This is a genomic window from Companilactobacillus mindensis DSM 14500 (assembly GCF_001434275.1).
Classification (GTDB): Bacteria; Bacillota; Bacilli; order Lactobacillales; family Lactobacillaceae; genus Companilactobacillus; species Companilactobacillus mindensis.
In genome coordinates, this window is record NZ_AZEZ01000004.1 from 15,044 (window position 1) to 32,676 (window position 17,633).

The 17,633-nt window shown below is 38.5% G+C and carries 10 protein-coding genes; 6 read left to right on the forward strand and 4 right to left on the reverse strand.

Translation table 11 applies throughout. From position 1 onward, the window contains the following. Positions 1-115 precede the first annotated feature (115 nt). The 3 genes from FD29_RS00675 to FD29_RS00685 all read left to right on the forward strand — a co-directional run bounded on the left by FD29_RS00675 (position 116) and on the right by FD29_RS00685 (position 3,305). Entirely contained in the window at positions 116-877 is a 762-nt protein-coding gene (locus FD29_RS00675) for a hypothetical protein (RefSeq protein WP_057887063.1), read from the forward strand. A gap of 96 nt (positions 878-973) precedes the next feature. Next, positions 974-1,948 (forward strand): hypothetical protein, encoded by a 975-nt coding sequence (locus FD29_RS00680; RefSeq protein ID WP_057887064.1) that lies wholly within the window; start codon positions 974-976, stop codon positions 1,946-1,948. 4 nt (positions 1,949-1,952) lie between these two features. Further along, positions 1,953-3,305 (forward strand): RsmB/NOP family class I SAM-dependent RNA methyltransferase, encoded by a 1,353-nt coding sequence (locus FD29_RS00685; RefSeq protein WP_057887065.1) that lies wholly within the window; start codon positions 1,953-1,955, stop codon positions 3,303-3,305. On the opposite strand, the gene fni is transcribed toward FD29_RS00685, so the two are convergent. From fni to mvk, 4 genes are read right to left on the reverse strand one after another with little or no spacing between them, the layout of a single operon-like run. Next, positions 3,294-4,343 (reverse strand): type 2 isopentenyl-diphosphate Delta-isomerase, encoded by a 1,050-nt coding sequence (gene fni, locus FD29_RS00690; protein WP_057887066.1) that lies wholly within the window; start codon positions 4,341-4,343, stop codon positions 3,294-3,296. The two genes, FD29_RS00685 and fni, sit on opposite strands and share 12 nt — an antisense overlap. Continuing rightward, positions 4,336-5,415, reverse strand: a complete 1,080-nt coding sequence (locus FD29_RS00695; protein ID WP_057887067.1) for a phosphomevalonate kinase — start codon at positions 5,413-5,415, stop codon at positions 4,336-4,338. The genes fni and FD29_RS00695 overlap by 8 nt, the downstream gene beginning before the upstream one ends. 24 nt (positions 5,416-5,439) lie before the next feature. Further along, entirely contained in the window at positions 5,440-6,405 is a 966-nt protein-coding gene (gene mvaD, locus FD29_RS00700; protein ID WP_083477718.1) for a diphosphomevalonate decarboxylase, read from the reverse strand. After that, positions 6,389-7,348 carry a mevalonate kinase gene (mvk, locus tag FD29_RS00705; RefSeq protein ID WP_147007886.1) on the reverse strand — a complete coding sequence of 320 codons (960 nt, stop codon included), beginning with the start codon at positions 7,346-7,348 and terminating at the stop codon, positions 6,389-6,391. Before mvk ends, mvaD begins: the two co-directional genes overlap by 17 nt. Positions 7,349-7,450: 102 nt before the next feature. Between mvk and FD29_RS00710 the strand changes: the two genes are divergently transcribed. Genes FD29_RS00710 through FD29_RS00720 form a run of 3 tightly spaced genes read left to right on the forward strand, consistent with a single transcriptional unit; the run spans position 7,451 to position 17,628 of the window. Then, on the forward strand, positions 7,451-11,092 hold the full coding sequence (locus tag FD29_RS00710; RefSeq protein ID WP_057887069.1) for a PD-(D/E)XK nuclease family protein: 3,642 nt from the start codon (positions 7,451-7,453) through the stop codon (positions 11,090-11,092). Next, complete coding sequence (gene addA / locus FD29_RS00715; RefSeq protein WP_057887070.1) at positions 11,082-14,798, forward strand: helicase-exonuclease AddAB subunit AddA; 3,717 nt, start codon at positions 11,082-11,084, stop codon at positions 14,796-14,798. The genes FD29_RS00710 and addA overlap by 11 nt, the downstream gene beginning before the upstream one ends. A 10-nt stretch (positions 14,799-14,808) precedes the next feature. Then, on the forward strand, positions 14,809-17,628 hold the full coding sequence (locus FD29_RS00720; protein ID WP_235804236.1) for a helicase C-terminal domain-containing protein: 2,820 nt from the start codon (positions 14,809-14,811) through the stop codon (positions 17,626-17,628). Positions 17,629-17,633: the final 5 nt, after the last annotated feature.

Genomic DNA, 17,633 nt, shown 5'->3' on the forward strand with positions numbered 1-17,633 from the left:
AAAAAATGTCTATCGCGTTAACTATGTAGGCGGAATCGCTTTATGTTTAAGATAATATTTAGTAAGATAATTCTCGATATCTACTTATTTATCGGTAGGTCTGAGGGAGAGAAGTATGAACTATATAGATGGATTACGACTTGATACGAGTGTTTTACCGAACGGAATGTCTTTCAATGCCCGAATAAAATTTATGGAACGTATTTGTTTGGCTTTGAGCAACAATGAATTGCCTAAATATCATTTCCCCCAGTTGGAACTTAGTGAAGAGGAGATTGCATCTTTCTTAGAGGATAATACTAACTTGGACGAAACAAGCTTTAAAGAATTATCGGTTAATCTGGAAAAATTCGATCATGACTTGGGGGAGTTTCGCAGTTATTTACAGACACGCTTTGGCTATTGGGCTACAATTACCCAAGATTTTGTACAAGCTATCAAGAAAGAGTTTCCAAATCAGAGTTTTCTGGAATTGATGGCGGGTAATGGCTATTTATCCAAGGGTCTGCGCGATTTGGATGTTGAAACGTATTGTACTGATGATCTGAGTTGGTCCAAGTATAATCAGACTGGCAATCTTAAAATGACTGAAGTTGAATCATTGGACGCTTTGTCAGCTTTGCAAAAATATGGCGTAGGAGTCGATAATGTTTTGATTGCTTGGAGCCCTGATCGAGAAGATATCGATTTAAAAATTCTGCAAGCGGTCAGAAAACTTCCTGTCAATTTATTGGTCATCGGTGAAAAATATGGTGCCACTGACAGCAAGGAATTTTGGGACGAGGCTATTTTAGTCGATGACCCTAGGATTAATCGGATCAACCAATTTTATTCACATTACGACATCGTCCATGACCAACTTTATTTGGTGAAATAGACACAAGGCCCAGACAACGATAAATTGTTTCGGCCTTGTCTTGTTCTTTAGTGTAAAATGAATTACCAGTAAGACAAATTTATAGGTGAATTTTATATGAAAAAAATAATTTCAAGTATTGTCATTTTCTTGGTCGTTCTCTTAACCGGCGTCGCAATTTCCAAGAGCGACTCGATCAAGTACAACAATACGATGAACCGTTTAGGTATGAGTGAAGAAGCGGTCGTACTTCACACTAAGTCCAAAAAGAATCTCGTGACGGCTGTCCAACAACTGGATAGCAAAAAGAAACTGGCAAGCTATCAGTTGGTCTTTTTTGAAAAGAGCAATAGTGACATTGGCTATATTTATAGTCACAACAAGATCAACAAGTTACCGATCACATCTGGTCGTTATTTTTCGGCTGATGACTTCACATCACAGATTCCTTTTGCCATTCAAGGCAAAACTTCTGAGATCGAACCTTACAAACCACAGAGTCAAGCTTATATCAAAGTCGACAACCGCTATATTTCAGTAATTGGGAATGTCGGTTTTGATGGGGCAGATATTTTAAACTCACAGACATTAGTCTCACTTTCGCCTAATCAACCCAAATCTAAGTACCACTTGAATCAAGTGACAACTGTTTTAGATGGTCGGGCACTTTCTAATAAAGAGAGTTTGAATAAGATCAAAAGCGTTTTGCACGTTAAATCAATGCACAAGTATGTCCCTCAAACAGATGACTTTACTAATGCGGAGACTAGCAACAACGGCGAGTTGTATCTTGTGGGGATCGTCTTGTTATTATTCGTTGTCGTGGCAGTCGATTTCTATATCTTGATCCCATTGAAGTATGACTTGTCTCGTTCACACTTGACTGGTGATTTGAAGAACAACTATCGGAATGGTTTATTGATCAGATACTTGATCTATACTTTAATTCCATACGCCGCCGGTTTTGCCGCCGTAAATTGGAAGATTGCAATCATCAGTCACAATACTTTCAATCTCTTTATGATCGTTTCAATTTTATTGACTTTTGTCGTAGGATTGTCACAAATATTCTTTGTTAAACGGAGTGAGTAATTTAATGAAAGTCGATTTAAGCAATGACTTTAAAGAAAAATATCGTAATTTAATGGGGGACCGAGCTGACAGTTTATTCGAATCGATTGAGCAAGCTAGTCAGGAAGCTTTTCGGCTGAATCCTCTAAAGGCTAACTACAAAAATGTTTCTTATTCGTTAGCCCAACCAATTCCATATAGTAATATTGGCTATTATGGAGCTATCAATGGGAATTCCATCGATCATTTGTCAGGTTATGTTTACAGCCAAGAGCCTAGTGCAATGTACGTTACCGAGCTCTTGGATCCGACAGGAAATGACAAAGTCTTAGACCTTTGTGCAGCCCCTGGTAGTAAAACGACTTATATTGCTTCAAAAATGGCTTCTGAGGGCCTTTTAGTCAGTAATGAGATAAATCCTAAACGTGCTAAGGTATTGTCCTCAAACATCGAAAGAATGAGTATTACCAATACGGTCGTCACCAATAATTCACCTAAGGATTTTGAAAAGAAATTTAATAACTTCTTTGATAAAGTTTTAGTCGATGCTCCATGTTCCGGTGAAGGGATGTTTCGTAAGGATCCTGAGTCAGTTAAATATTGGTCTTTAGACTACGTTGAGCAATGTGCCAACCGTCAACAACATATTCTTGATTCCACTTATAAACTATTGAATCAAGGTGGAACCTTAGTCTATTCAACTTGTACTTTCTCGCCTGAAGAAAATGAACAAAATGTCGCTTGGTTCTTGGATAAATATCCTGACATGCACTTAGTCGAAGTTAAAAAATTCCCTGGCATGGAAGATGGTCGCCCAGAATGGGCCAATGGCAATCCAGAGTTAAAGAAGACTTTGCGAATGTTTCCCGATCGATTCAACGGTGAAGGACACTTCATGTGCAAAATGGTCAAAGACGGTGAACCAGAAGAATTGCGAGAACGTCAGATCAATGATGGTCTTAAAAAAGACGATCTGCAATTAGTTCAAAAATTTGCCAAAACTAATTTAAATGGTTTGACTCAAAATAATTGGCTCAAAATCAGCGACTTCTTATATCAAGCCGCTAGTTTGGACAATCGTTTCAAAGGATTGCACATTCTACGAAACGGCCTGAAACTAGGCGAATTCAAAAAAAATAGGTTTGAGCCCGATATCGCTTGGATATTGGCACTCAAACCTGATGAGTTAAAAACTGTCTATCAATTAGATCAAGAACAGTTTGAAAAATATTTACATGGTGAATCCGTGATATTAAGCGACCGACCCGACTTTGACAACAAATGGATTGGTTTAGCATATCAAGATAAATTATTTAGTTGGGGACGCTTTAGCAATAAAGAAATTAAAAACGTTTATCCCAAAGGTTTAAGACGGTAAAATAATTTGCCGTTGTTTAGCATAATTGACTAAGCTCTCATCGAATACGATGGGGGCTTTTTTGATATCGTCGATCGACTTGGCGCCAATAGCAGCCATGATCAATTTCAGTTGTTTGACAAATTCGGCAAAGAAAATCTCGGCCTCACTGAGCGAATACTTTTGCAAATGATGCAAGACAAGGCCTGACATACCAACCGATTTAGCCCCCAAACGCAGAGCTTTAACGACATCCATTGGCGTTCTGATTCCACCGGAAGCAAAAATAGTCAATTTATCCTGGAATCGATTGGTTTCTAACAATGACTCGACCGTTGACAGTGAGAATCGATCCAAATAAGTCAGATCCAATTCATTATTTCGAGCACTTTCAATTTGAGCAAAATCAGTTCCCCCAAAACCAGAGATATCGACATTTTTAATCCCGACTGCTAAAAGCTTTTGGAGATCGTTTTGCGACATACCAAAACCAACTTCTTTGACGATTACAGGTACATTGACATTTTCAACAATTTCTTTGATATTGTCGAGCCAAAAGAAACTTTGGTCACCTTCAGGCATTGCTAATTCTTGCAAAGCGTTCAAGTGAACTTGTAAGGCGTCGGCATGCAATAAATCGACAGTTTGTTGAGCTTGTTCAGCGTTAGCTTTACCGGAAACATTAGCCATCACGAAGCCATCGGGATTATTTTCCCGCAAAACAGTAAATGAATCCTTGGTTTCGGGTAATCGCAAAAAAACACCCATTGAGCCACTGGAAACGGGAATATCCAGTTTCTGAGCCAACTGAGCGAGTTCAGTATTGAAGCGAGTCGACGGCTTGGAGCCACCGGTGATCGCATTGAAATAAATTGGTAGAGCCATCTTTTTGCCTAAAAAATCAACTGACAGGTCAATGTCTTCGACCCGCAATTCGGGCAAAGCATCGTGCAACAAACGAACTCTATCAAAGTCAGCAAATGCCTCGTCAGTAAAAAACTTTTCAGCTAAGAAAAGATGTTCGACTTTACGTTGCATTTGAGGGTCTTGTTTAGGCATGGGCGATTATGTCTCCGATTTTTAGAGTTAATGGGGTAATGCCAACTTTTTGCCACTCTTTCTTCAATTCAGCTACATCAAGCGACTTATCACTCAAAACGATTCCGCAATCGCCGCCGCCGGCACCGGAAGTTTTGGCTGAGCCACCTAATTTTTCGGCAATGTCGCAGAGTTTGGTCAAAAGTTCAGTTTCAATATGAACGTCACTGAATTCAGCTAGATCGGCTAGAAGGTCGCGATATTTACTGAACATATCTTTAATAAGTGCAGAATTATTAGTTTTAAATCCATCGATCAGACGTTCAACGTTTTGACGACTGGCGTGCAAAAAGTTTTGATATTTTTCGACTTTTTGAGCTTTAGTCAAAGCAATTCGATCAACTAAAATCGAAGTAGAGGCGGGAGATCCCGTCCAACCAACGGTCAACTCCAAGTCAGTTGGTAGATCCAAGGTTTGAATCTTTAATTTAGGCCAGTCAAGTGAAAGAATCTCAGTGATACTGTGATTTCTGATCATGTTGAAAATCCAGTTACGATCAGGTGAGTAATAGGCCACGATACCACCAAAGGCACTAGCAGCAATATCGCCCAAACTACCATTACCTTGAACAGACAAGTGAGAAATAGCTGAGATCTTATAAATATCCATGGCTGAGAGCCCAAGATCGTAGAAATCGCCTAAAGTTTTGACAACGGCGACGGTGACAGCTGCTGAAGAACCTAGACCGTACTTTTTACCATCTTTGGAGTCCAGTTCACTCGTTACTAAGAGGTCGTAGTAACTTAATTTAACATTACGTTCTAAAGCGTATTTTTCAACAAATTTAATTGCGGCCAAAATATATTGCAATTGACTTTCCGAATCGTCGAAAACTAATTCCGTTCCTTGACGGTTCCAATGGATTAATTCTTGATTTAGATTTTTAGATTGAATCGTTCCGCCATTTTGAGTCTTGTTGATCGTTACGGTAACGTACTTATCGACTGAAGTTAGAACAGCGGGGAAGCCAGTCTCAACGACGGCATATTCTCCAGCTAAATATAGTTTTCCAGGTGCTTTTCCTGTAGACAAAAATATCATACCTTTCAATTTATATCAGATGTATTCGATTCCTGAACCAATGTTGGCTACAACGGTCGTTACATTTGATAGTTGTTGTTCAATGTATGTCTGAACCTTGGGAAGGGATTCTTTCGTACATATTATTTTAACATTCGGACCGGCATCAATTGTAGCATACGCAAAGATGCCTTTTTGACGTAATTCTTGAATTATTTGAATAATTCGGATCGTTTCGGGAGCAAAATACGTGAATGAAGGATTGGCCGACAAAGTCAGAGCATGCATACTCATGGCGTTGTGCTCGGAAATCTCACCAATCTTTTGGATATCTTTTTTGGCAATTGCTTGCTTAATTTCTTCTATCTCTGAAGTCACCAGTGTAACCCAATTTGGATAAAAAGGGGAGCTTTTTACACTATTTTCCATTCCGACCGTGGAAGAAATTTTCTTATTTTGCGTATCGATCACGACTGACAATATGGATAGATCAATGTCTGGGTGTTCATCGATCGGTTGAGCAAATGATGACGCATTGTCATTTCCGGCGATCCATTCTACGAAACCACCATAGATCGACCGACTCGCAGAGCCTGAACCATTGCGCGCCAAAATAGACAGTTCTCGTCTGTTCAAATTGAGCTGCTTGGTTTCATTAACAGCGGCTGCTAATGCGGCAAAGCCAGACGCTGATGAAGCAAAACCAGCCGAAGTAGGGACGTGATTGACTGAATCAATTTGAAAGTGTTCTGAAAATGAATAAAATTGTCGAACGATATCTAAATAATTACGGATCCGTTTACTGTGAGCATCATCTAAAAGTTGCTGATTCAAATAAATAATATCTTGATCAGAGTCAACTATCGAAGCTTTCGTATCCGTGTAAAAACGGTCCAAAGTCAGCGACAAACTATTAGTATATGGCAATTTCAACTGTTTATTTTTTTTACCCCAATATTTGATCAAAGCAATATTCGTATAAGCTCTAGCTGTTCGTGTCAATATCTGAATCCTCCGCATAAATTGATAATGGTTGAATCCACGTCTGTTCGGCCCCTGATTTGACGAGCGCTTTTTGAATCATTTGTGCATTCTTCAAATTCCTTGCTAAACAAATTATACAACCACCACGGCCGCCACCGGTAATTTTACTACCAAGAGAACCGGCATGATTGGCAGCTTCAATTAGTTGATCAGTTTTAGGGATAGATAGTTTGAGTTTAGTCAAGACTTCATTAGCTAGTGAAAAAACTAGGCCTAATTGTTTGAGATTGCCCTTAGTCAAATATTCACTGGCAGCTGTGGCATAGTCGCCCAATTGCTTCAAATAAGCTCCAATCGTTTTCGAGTCAGCGTCATACATTTTTCTGACATCGGCGACAGTTTCTTTCGTCCGACCTTTAACACCTGAATCGGCAATGACGATAAAGCCTTCAGAATTGAAAGTAAATGGTTTGGGGGCGACATTTTTACCAAACTTAATTGGATATTCAGAACTAACTGTCAAAGCATCGAGGCCACTAGCTTTACCGTGAGTAATGGTTTCTGATTTATTGACGTAATCTAATAATGTCTGATGATCTAAAGCATCATCGAAAGCATCAAAAAATGCCCGCGTGATAGCTGCTGCAATAGCGGCAGAAGAACCCATCCCTCGTTCGATCGGCAAACCGCTGTCGATACTGATCGTGTATTTGATTTGCTTGGGATTCAATTTTTCATCTAATAAGTTGATCAAATATTTAACGCCTGAAAGCGAATCAGGAATTTGATCGATTTTTCCGGCATAGTACTTAGAAATCAAAGTATTTTCTGAACTTTGTTTTATTTTTACGATTACAGGCGTACTAAGTAAGGGGATAGCGAAAGCCGGGTAGCCATAAACTACCGCATGTTCCCCCATAATTATAGTTTTGCCATGACTTTTTCCTATTCCTTTAAGCACATGCTCACCTCAATTTCTCTAAGTCTTTATTTTATACATCTATCGCTATTATTTCCACTTTATGACAATTAACTATGATAGAATTTTTGCGGGTGATGAAAAATGACATTAAATTTTGTATTAGGAGAAAACCGTTTTGACCATCACAAAAAAATGATGGAATTGTTCAAAGCGGACTACGACAAAGATCCACAGGGCCAATTCTTTTTCTTGGTTCCCAACCATATTAAATTTGAATCGGAAGTCAATGTTCTCAATGAATTGGGACAATTATATGCTTCTGATAACGACCACGTTTTTGCCAGTCATAACGTGCAGACTTTTTCATTTTCACGTTTAGCTTGGTATTTTTTGCGCGGCAATAGTAATTTTAACGCTGAAACCTTAACGCAAACTAAAGCCGCTATGATGCTAAAAAATATCGTACAGGAAAATAAAAAAGATTTAAAAATTTTTTCCGGTATGATCGACAAACCAGGCTTCATGGATCAGATGATCTCACAATTCAACGAATTTATGAACGGTCAAGTCCAACCAGACGATATCTACGCAGTTCTCGGGGATAATGATGAGGATTTCTTCTCCGATAAGATCAAAGAGTTGACGATGATCTATGAGAAGTATCTCCAACAAGTCGAGAACTTCAATACAAATGACTTCCAGTTGAATGCCTTAGCCGAGTATTTGAATACTGATCTTTCCAAATACCACTTTTACATTGAAGGTTTTTCTAACTTCACAGCTGCCGAAGCTAACCTAGTTAAAAGCATGATCTTGAATAGCAGCAATCTGGATATCTCATTGGTCCTCGACAGACCTTATTTGAACGACCAATTAGCCGCTGATGAATTTTTCTATCGTTCAGCCTCAACATACCAGCAATTGAGTCAATTTGCCAAGCAATTCGATGTTGCAATACATAATGAATTTGCTAAAGAATTACGAGTCAATCAAGACATCGCTACTTTGGAAAAGTATTGGCTCCAATCCAGCGGCGTTGCACCCATTGAAACTTCCAAGATCGATCATACAGCAGTCCAAATTTGGAAATGTACTGATATTCAAACCGAAGTTTCAATTATTGGGAATTACATTCGCCAGAAGATGGCCATGAACAAAGATTACCGTTACAAAGATTTCTTGATTTTAGCTCGTAACTTATCCGACTATGAATCTTTCATCGAATCATTCATGGAGAACAATGAAATTCCATATTTTATCGACTTACAAAAGAAAATGGCCAACCATCCGTTCAAACGTTTGGTCGACCTCTTATTTGCTATTTACAACCATGGGATGCAAGAAGATGACGTTATCAGTTTGTTGAGAACGGAACTTCTATTACCTGAAATCTATCAAGGCCATGTTGCTGAATACCGCAGAGCCGTCGATTTAACAGAAAACTTTGTTTTGGCCAATGGTATCACTAAAAAAGGCTGGTTAGGCGACGACTTCACATTGCAAGATGGCGACAAGCTTAGCAAAGAGAAAAAATCTGACCGAGAAAGATTGCAAGATCTAGCCACTATCAACCAGATCAAACATTTTATTCAAACAATTTATCAAGCACTTGAAAAATTCATGAATAACAAGACTACGCAGTCAGCTACTACGATCATTACCAAGCTATATAACTTCTTGGAAGAAAACAATGTCTTTAAAACGCTGTTAGCTTGGCAACAAATGGCTACTGAACAAAATGATTTAGCTTTGGCCAATCAACCTCAACAAATCGTCAACCTCTTTAATCAGATCCTCGACGAGTACGTTTCTGAATTTGGCGACCAAGATTTCAAGTCAAAAGATTTCATTACCATCTTGGATTCAGCTTTTGAAAATGCCGACTATTCACAGATTCCATCAACATTGGATGCCGTCAGTATCTCTGAAATAGGGATGATCCAGCCAAATAATCGCAAGATCACTTTTATTCTGGGGGCAACTTCGACAAATATGCCCGGAACTACGGTCTCCAATGACTTAGTAACAGACGATGAACGTGATTTCTTAAATCGAAAATTGACTGATGGCAAGTATTTACGTGAGAGTGACAAGGTTACCAACAATGCGGAACCATTTTTACATGACATTACTTTCACAACTGGAAAAGAACAGTTGATCTTCACGTACCCTAATTTAACTGCCGACAATGTTCAACAGGAATTGTCATCTTACGTAACGCGAATCAAAAAACACTTCCATCTGGAAGAACAATTGAAATTATTGAATCCAATTCCTGAAGAAAACCTTGAATCGACTGAAACTGACCGAATCACTGAACGTGACGTTCTCAGTTACGTCGGTTCTCGTTCAGCCACTTTGAATTATTTGATCAGAGTCTATCGTAATGCCGAAGATAAACGACGAGCCAAGGGCACTAAGGAACGCAATATTTCCAATGCTTGGCGCTACGTTTCCAAACATTTATTAGGCGACAACGATTCCAAAGAAGCGCAATTCGTCAACGACTCCCTCAATTATCGTAATTCTCCACACGCATTGCGGGAAGATACTGTCGCTAAATTGTACGGCGATGAATTGAACGTTTCGATTTCACAATTGGAATCCTTCTATGCCAATCAATACGAGTATTTCTTGAAGTACGGTTTGCGAGTTCGTCCACGAGAATTATTTGAGATTAATGCTGCCACTACGGGATCGCTTTATCACGCCTTTTTGGATAGCTTAGTGAAATATCTCAAAGAAGAGAATTTGAATCTTCGCGAAATGAACGACACTACTATTCAAAATGTTGTTCACGAGTTATATCAAACTGAACTTGCTAAGCCAAGCAATCGAATTTATCAGTCCTCACCACGAATGAACTATCTCTCCGATAAATTCGAAGCAACTTTATTGCAATTAGTTAAAAATATGCACTTGCAATATCAACGTAACCAGTTCAACCCCAAGGCTTCCGAAGTCACTTTTGGTCCAGTCAAGAGTACTAAAAAATTAATTGGCCCATCATGGGAATTAAATACAAAGAATCACAATCGAATCAATGTTAACGGAAAAATTGACCGGATCGATATGATGCGAATTGACGATGTTGATTATTTGGTAGTTGTCGATTACAAATCTAGTAATAAGACCTTTGATTTAGCTGGATTTGAAGCAGGGATCACAATGCAAATGCCAACTTATTTCTGGAGTTTGCAAAATAATCTCAACCAACCGATCCTAGAAAAGATTCTGGGTGTTTCAGATAGCGACTCATTGAAAGTCGGTGGGGCATTGTACGAACATATCACTAATCCTACGGTCAAAGAGAATAAGATCATTGCTGACAGTAACATTGAAGTCCTCAAAGGTTTCAAAATGAACGGTATTTTGTTAGATGACTTTAAATTGCGAGATAAATTCGACACGACCTTTGAACCAGTTGACCACAAGAAGACTAAAACCAAAGATGCTTATCAAAGTTTGAAACCTTCGCCAACTATCGACCGTAATGGTAAAAAGACCCTGTTCACGGAAGACGAGCTGAACGATATTTTGCAATACAATCAATATTTGATTGAAAAAGCCGGTGAAAATATTTATTCCGGTGAACTCAAACTAAATCCATATCGTAAAGGTCAAATATCAGCTTTGAAGTATAGTGATTTCCAACCGATTTTCCAATTCGATGCCATGTTGGATGAAAATGAATACCACGATATCGTGGATAACGGTAAAAAGGATATCTTAAAAGCAATCCGAGAAAAATTAGATAAGGAGACAGAAGACGATGGCGAATAATAAAATAGTTTGGACCGAAGATCAGAAACATGCCATTAACGATCGTGCACAGAATATTCTTGTTTCCGCTGCTGCCGGTTCGGGTAAAACTAAAATTTTAATCGAGCGGATCGTAAAGATGCTTACCGACGATAATGCTTTGAACATCGATAACTTTTTGATTGCCACTTTTACTGATGCCGCTGCGACTGAAATGAAGGAACGACTCTTAAAGAGAATTCGAGAAATGGTCAATGACAAAACCATCGATCCTGATATTCGTCAACACATGCAACAACAGATCTATTTGATTCCTAGTGCAAATATCAGCACTTTCCACGCTTTTTGCTTGAGTGTGATCAAGAAGTTCTATTACGTGATCGACTTTGACCCTAATTTCCGCTTGCTCAGTGACGATACTGAACAGTCGATCATGAAAGAACAAGCTTATCAAAACGTGATCAATGACTACTATGCCAATGATTTTGAAGAATTTGCTCGTTTGAGCGATAATTTTACGGATGAAAAAGACGATACTGGTTTGTGGGATGTCATCGACAAAATTTATAACTTTGCGGTCACTAATGACGAAACAGAAAAGTGGCTCGACGGTTTAGTTAAACCATACGAATTCAATCAGACATTTTCAGATTCAGATTTTTTCCAAAATTCACTCATGCCGGTAATTAGAACGAAAGTCTCCGAATTACAGTTAGATATCCAACATGGAAAACAGCTCTGTGATGCCGATACACTTACTGAAAAATATTTGGACGATTCATTTACTGATGCTACTAATTGGGTCAAAAAAATGATCACTGCTTTAGAGAGCAACAATTACGACACTATTAGAACGCAACTGAATGAATACAAGATTGCAGATAAAAAACGTTTCAAGTTACCTGAAGATTCTGATACAACCACTTTGGACCAAGCCGTAGTCATCAAAGGTGGCTTGAAGGGTTCTGTCGATGAATTGAAAGCCTTCTTCATTAAACCCGAAGCTGGCATTAACGACGTTTTAAAAGATGCCCAATTTTTGATTTCTAAATTGGTAAAAGTCGAGCGCAGCTACATGGCTGAATACACGCGTTTGAAGATTAACAATCACGTAATTGACTTCAATGATTTGGAACATTTGACCGTCCAGATCCTTCAACAACAAGTCGACGGCCACAACGTTGCAGCTAATTTTTATCAACATAAGTTCCGTGAAATGATGGTCGATGAATACCAAGATGTCAACGCCATGCAGGAAAAAATCGTGCAGTTGCTAAAAATCGATCATAATAATCTTTTCATGGTTGGTGATATCAAGCAGTCGATCTACGGCTTCCGTCAAGCGGCCCCTTATATTTTTACGGGTAAATATGACGAATTCCAAAAAGATACTAATGATGACAAATTGATTCAATTATCCAAGAATTTCCGTTCGTCGCTGGATGTCGTAAACTTTGTCAATGACGTCTTTAAAAAAATCTTTGACAAACGGATCGGTGATATTGATTACGACGATTCATCTAAGTTAGTTCATGGCAAACCATACGCTGATGGCTTTGATCCCAAAACACTCGATACTGAAAATGAATTTAACATCATTACTTTAGATAAGAGTGATGACAATAAAAAAAATTCCAACAATGATGACGATGACCGTGACAAAGGCAAAGCTTTGATTGCGGCCACTGCGCAAAGAATTCAGCAGTTGATGAGAAGTCATTATCAGGTTTACGATAATGACTTGGGCACTAATCGAGATATTCGGTACAGTGACATTGCCATTTTGAGTCGAACAAGTTCATACAATACTGATTTGATCTCGCTATTCACCAAAAATAATATTCCGGTCATGGTCAAACGGGCTGAAAATTATTTCCAAACATCCGAATTGATGGTCATGATCTCGATGCTAAATATCATCGACAATCCGTATCAAGATGTACCATTACTAGCCGTTTTACGTTCACCAATCGTTCATTTGAATGAAGAAGAATTGGCTCAGATTCGTCTGCTTGATAAAGATGAAGGGATTTACTACGAAAACTACTATGCAACTATTTTGAAGTACTTACAAAAGAGCGATGCTGATCCTGATATCAAAGACAAATTGGAAAACTTCTTAGTGAAGTTGAACAGTTACCGTGACTTTGCTAACCAGAACAGTTTGGCTCGTTTGATCTGGAAAATCTATCAAGAGACTGGCTTTTTGGAATACTCGGCTGGGATGCCTGGTGGTAAACAAAGAGCAGCCAATTTACATGCACTCTACAAATATGCTGACTCATACGAAAGCAACAACTCCAAAGGCTTGCATCAATTCCTGATCTTTATTCAAAAACTACGTAAGTCTAATAAAGATTTGACGCAGCCAAGTAGTATTGAAGCAACCGATGATACGGTCAAAGTTATGACTATTCATGGCTCCAAAGGTTTGGAATTTCCTATCGTCATTTTGATGGATCTGAAAGGTAAGTTTAACAGCAAAGACTACACTGCAGCTACACTCTTTGACTCAAAACTCGGTATCGGGATCAAAGTCTTAAATAACGAAAGTCGGCTAGTTTACTCAACCGCTCAACGACAAATGATTTCCGACAAGCGTAAACTCGCTTCATTATCCGAAAATATGCGTTTGTTGTATGTTGCACTGACACGGGCTGAACAAAAATTGATTATGTTTGGATCAACGACCGATCCCGAGAAAATTTTTGACAAGTGGGATACGATCGAAGTTGGCGACAATGGGGTTATCGACGAAGGTTCCCGAAGCAATACTAATAGTTTCCAAGATCTGATTGGTATGAGTACGATGTCTGAAAATGACCGTAAGCTTGAAAAAGATCAAACATATATCAACAAAAATTGCCACCTTAAAATGAAATTTATTTCACCGGCTGACATCGAAGTTGAACCTATGGCTGACTCAAATTCAGCTGATTCTGAAACAGTCGAATTGAGCGGTTTATTTAAGGATTCGGTTAATAAGATTCTCGATTTCAAGTACGACTATCAAAAATTAGTTGAAACAACTGCCTATCAGTCCGTTTCAGAAATCAAAGATATTTTTGCTGATCCAATTGCTGGTGAAATGGGAGATTATGAACCAGAAGCTAAACAAAATACTCGTTACAATCTCAACTCATTCGCGCGTCCACAATTTTTGACAACTACTAAGAAGATTACCAGCGCTGAAATTGGTAGTGCTACTCATTTAGTCTTACAAAAGATCAAGCTCGATAAAACGCCGCAACAAGAAGACTTTGACGAATTGATCCAAGATATGGTTAATAATAAACAAATGACATCCGAATTAGCCGACAAAATCAACACCGAAAATTTAGCTGGCCTCTATCAAGATAAATTGGGACAAATGATCGTGGATAATGCTGAGCATGTTTCAAGAGAATATCCTGTTTCAATTTTGATGCCGGTCCAAGACTTATTTAAAAATGACGATTTAACTGGGGAACTAAAGGATAAAGTTACCGATAAAATATTAGTTCATGGTATTATTGATGGTGTGATTGAATTGCCAGAAGGAATTATTATTTTTGATTACAAGACTGATCATGTGACTGATCAAAATAAATCAGAATTAATTGCTAAATATTCTGGACAACTCAATTTATATGCCAAGGCCATCAGCGCCATTAAGCATAAAAAAGTCTTACATGAATATCTTTATTTCTTGAAGATAACCGAAGCACAAGATCTTCTAGAAAAGTAAAAGATGAGAGGTGAATGATTTGAAAAATTCTTACGCTGTTGTTGACTTAGAGACGACCAATTCTAATTGGCACGACAATGGGCGTATAATTCAATTCGGCTGTGCCCTTATCGAAAACGGTGAAATTACACATATCTACGATCAAAAGATCAATCCAGAAGTACCGATTCCTAGCAGAATTACTGCTCTGACCGGTTTAAGTGATGAAGATGTAAAGGATTCACCAACCTTTGAAGAAGTTGCACCTGATATTTTTAAACTATTAAAAAATCGAGTTTTTATCGCACATAACGTGAATTTCGATTTTACTTTCTTAAATCGAGAGCTTAAACGTATCGGTATGAACCAACTCAATGTCAAAGCTATCGATACTGTTGAATTATCGCAGATACTCTTTCCAACTATTAGCAGTTATAAACTGCAAGATCTAACGCATTATTTAAGCATCCAACACAAAAATCCGCACAGTGCCAACAGTGACGCACACGTGACTGCCGAACTCTTCTTGATCATTCTCAAAAGGATTCAACAGCTGCCACTTGAAACGTTGCGGATGTTGACTAAATTCGGTAAAAATACGCTTCGAGAAACCGATATGGTCTTTAAAATCATTTTGGATCAACGTGAAAAAAATTCTCGAACCGAAGTTTTACCAGCTTATCTCTATGAGAGGGAGGGTCTGATCCTACGCAAAAAGGACTATCATGTCACTGAGCAGATCGATCATACGACTAAATATCCCCAATCAAGAGAAGCCAAAAAGAAATTGCTCGACGGCGTTTTGGATTATCGAGTCAATCAGTCAAAATTGATGGATAACATTTACAAAACTAGCCAGCACCGTGACAAAACCAAAAAATGGAATCTGATTGAAGCTCCTACCGGAGCAGGGAAGACCTTGGGCTACTTGTTGCCATTGTCTTATTTGATCAACAATGATCAAAAATTAGTCATCGCCACAACGACCAAAGTTCTTCAGCAACAAATCGTTGAACAATCGATTCCACTGTTGAATCAAGTGACCCACAACAATTACCACGCTGAGATCGTCAAAAGTAGCTACAACTTTATTGATTTAGACCGCTTTTACGAAGCTTTGGACAATTATCGCCTGCACAGTCACACCGCAATTCTCAAAATGAAAATTTTGGTTTGGCTGACGATGACCACAACTGGGGATCTCAGTGAATTGCATTTGACTAACTACAATAGTCCACTCTTCAGTATCATCAGACACCGTGGGGAATCTAAAGAAAATACGATTTTCAACAATGACGACTTCTGGCTTTATCAACAGAATCGTTATCTAGAGTCAAAAATATTAGTAACGAACCAATCTTTTTTGTCGCGTCATCTGGACAGTCCTTTCTGGGGTGGCAATTCTTATTTGGTTATCGACGAGGCCAATCACTTTGCCGGTAGTCTAAGGGATGCTAGTTCACCTACGATCGACTTTTTACAGCTGAATGAATACGTCAAGAAAATCAGCGATATCTTATATCAAAATCGAGTAACCTTGCGATATGCCTTTACCGAAGTGACGACGCAGCTTTGGAACTATCAAGACTTGCAAAGTATGGAGACGCATTTTCAAGCAGTCGACGAATTGTTGGAACGTTTGGAATACAATATTTTCGGTAATTATGTTCGCAACAAGGTTCGTTTCAAAGACCGTGAGGAATTCATTTCGATCCTTGACAGTAGCAATGAGTTTGGCAAAGACAATACAGCTTTAGTCGAACTGCTATCAGACTTGATCGTTGAATTATCATTGATATCTAATCGGGTGGAAACGTTGTTCGATCAATATAATTTCCAAAAGAACTTTATTTCCGTCGAGTTATCAAAAGTTATTTCGAATCTCACGATTGAGAATAGTAAATTACAAACCGTTCTAAGGAATCTTGACGAATTGTTGCAAGCTTTGCAGAGTTCTGATAATAAATTTGGGATCGAAATTGACATGCGGGATTACTATAATCCTAAAACGCTCAAATTAAGCTGGCGTCAATACGATATTCAAAATCTAATTGAAGCTACCACTGATCGTTTCAGTCAAATTTTTGCGATTGGTGCAGCAATCACGATCCAAAAAGATTTCTCACATTTTATTTTGGATACGCAGCTCAATCAAAATCAGATCAACCAAATGGTGATCTTACCAGATGCTAACAGTATTTCTAAAAATAGTAAGATCTATCTTCCAGCAGACTTGCCCGATATCCAACAGCTCAACAACGATGAATATTACGATATGGTAACTAACTATATCGTTGACGTCTTAGATAATCTTGATCATCAGACAATGATCTTGTTCAATTCTTTGAGTACTTTGAGTGAGGTTTATACTCGCTTGATGGGAACTGATGTCAAAGGTAAGTGGGAGATCTTAGCTCAAGGTGTTACCGGTTCAAACGAAAAGATCAAGAAACGTTTCGCTATCGGTCGCCGTTCTGTCTTGTTGGGTGCAAATTCCTTCTGGGAAGGGGTCGACTTTCCTAAAAAGACTTTGGAGATCCTTATCGTTACTCGAATTCCCTTTGAGTCGCCTGAACAACCGGACGTCAAAATTAAACAAGATATCTTAAAGAGTCAAGATATGAACGTCTTTAAAGTTGACTCTCTGCCAAATGCAATTTTACAGTTGCGCCAAGGCTTGGGCCGCTTGATTCGAACGCCGAATGATCGTGGGGTTATTCTATTGCTTGATAATCGAATTTTGACGAAGAGTTATGGTAAAACAATCTTGGATTCCTTACCAAAAGGTTTGCCAGTTATCAATGAGGATATGGATTTAATTAAAAAAGATATAAACGAGTTTTTGAATTAGACAAT

Coding starts and splice junctions, on each gene's coding strand:
- FD29_RS00675 (WP_057887063.1), top strand. CDS start 116: ATGAACTATATAGATGGATTACGACTTGATACGAGTGTTTTACCGAAC.
- FD29_RS00680 (WP_057887064.1), top strand. CDS start 974: ATGAAAAAAATAATTTCAAGTATTGTCATTTTCTTGGTCGTTCTCTTA.
- FD29_RS00685 (WP_057887065.1), top strand. CDS start 1,953: ATGAAAGTCGATTTAAGCAATGACTTTAAAGAAAAATATCGTAATTTA.
- fni (WP_057887066.1), bottom strand. CDS start 4,343: ATGCCTAAACAAGACCCTCAAATGCAACGTAAAGTCGAACATCTTTTC.
- FD29_RS00710 (WP_057887069.1), top strand. CDS start 7,451: ATGACATTAAATTTTGTATTAGGAGAAAACCGTTTTGACCATCACAAA.
- addA (WP_057887070.1), top strand. CDS start 11,082: ATGGCGAATAATAAAATAGTTTGGACCGAAGATCAGAAACATGCCATT.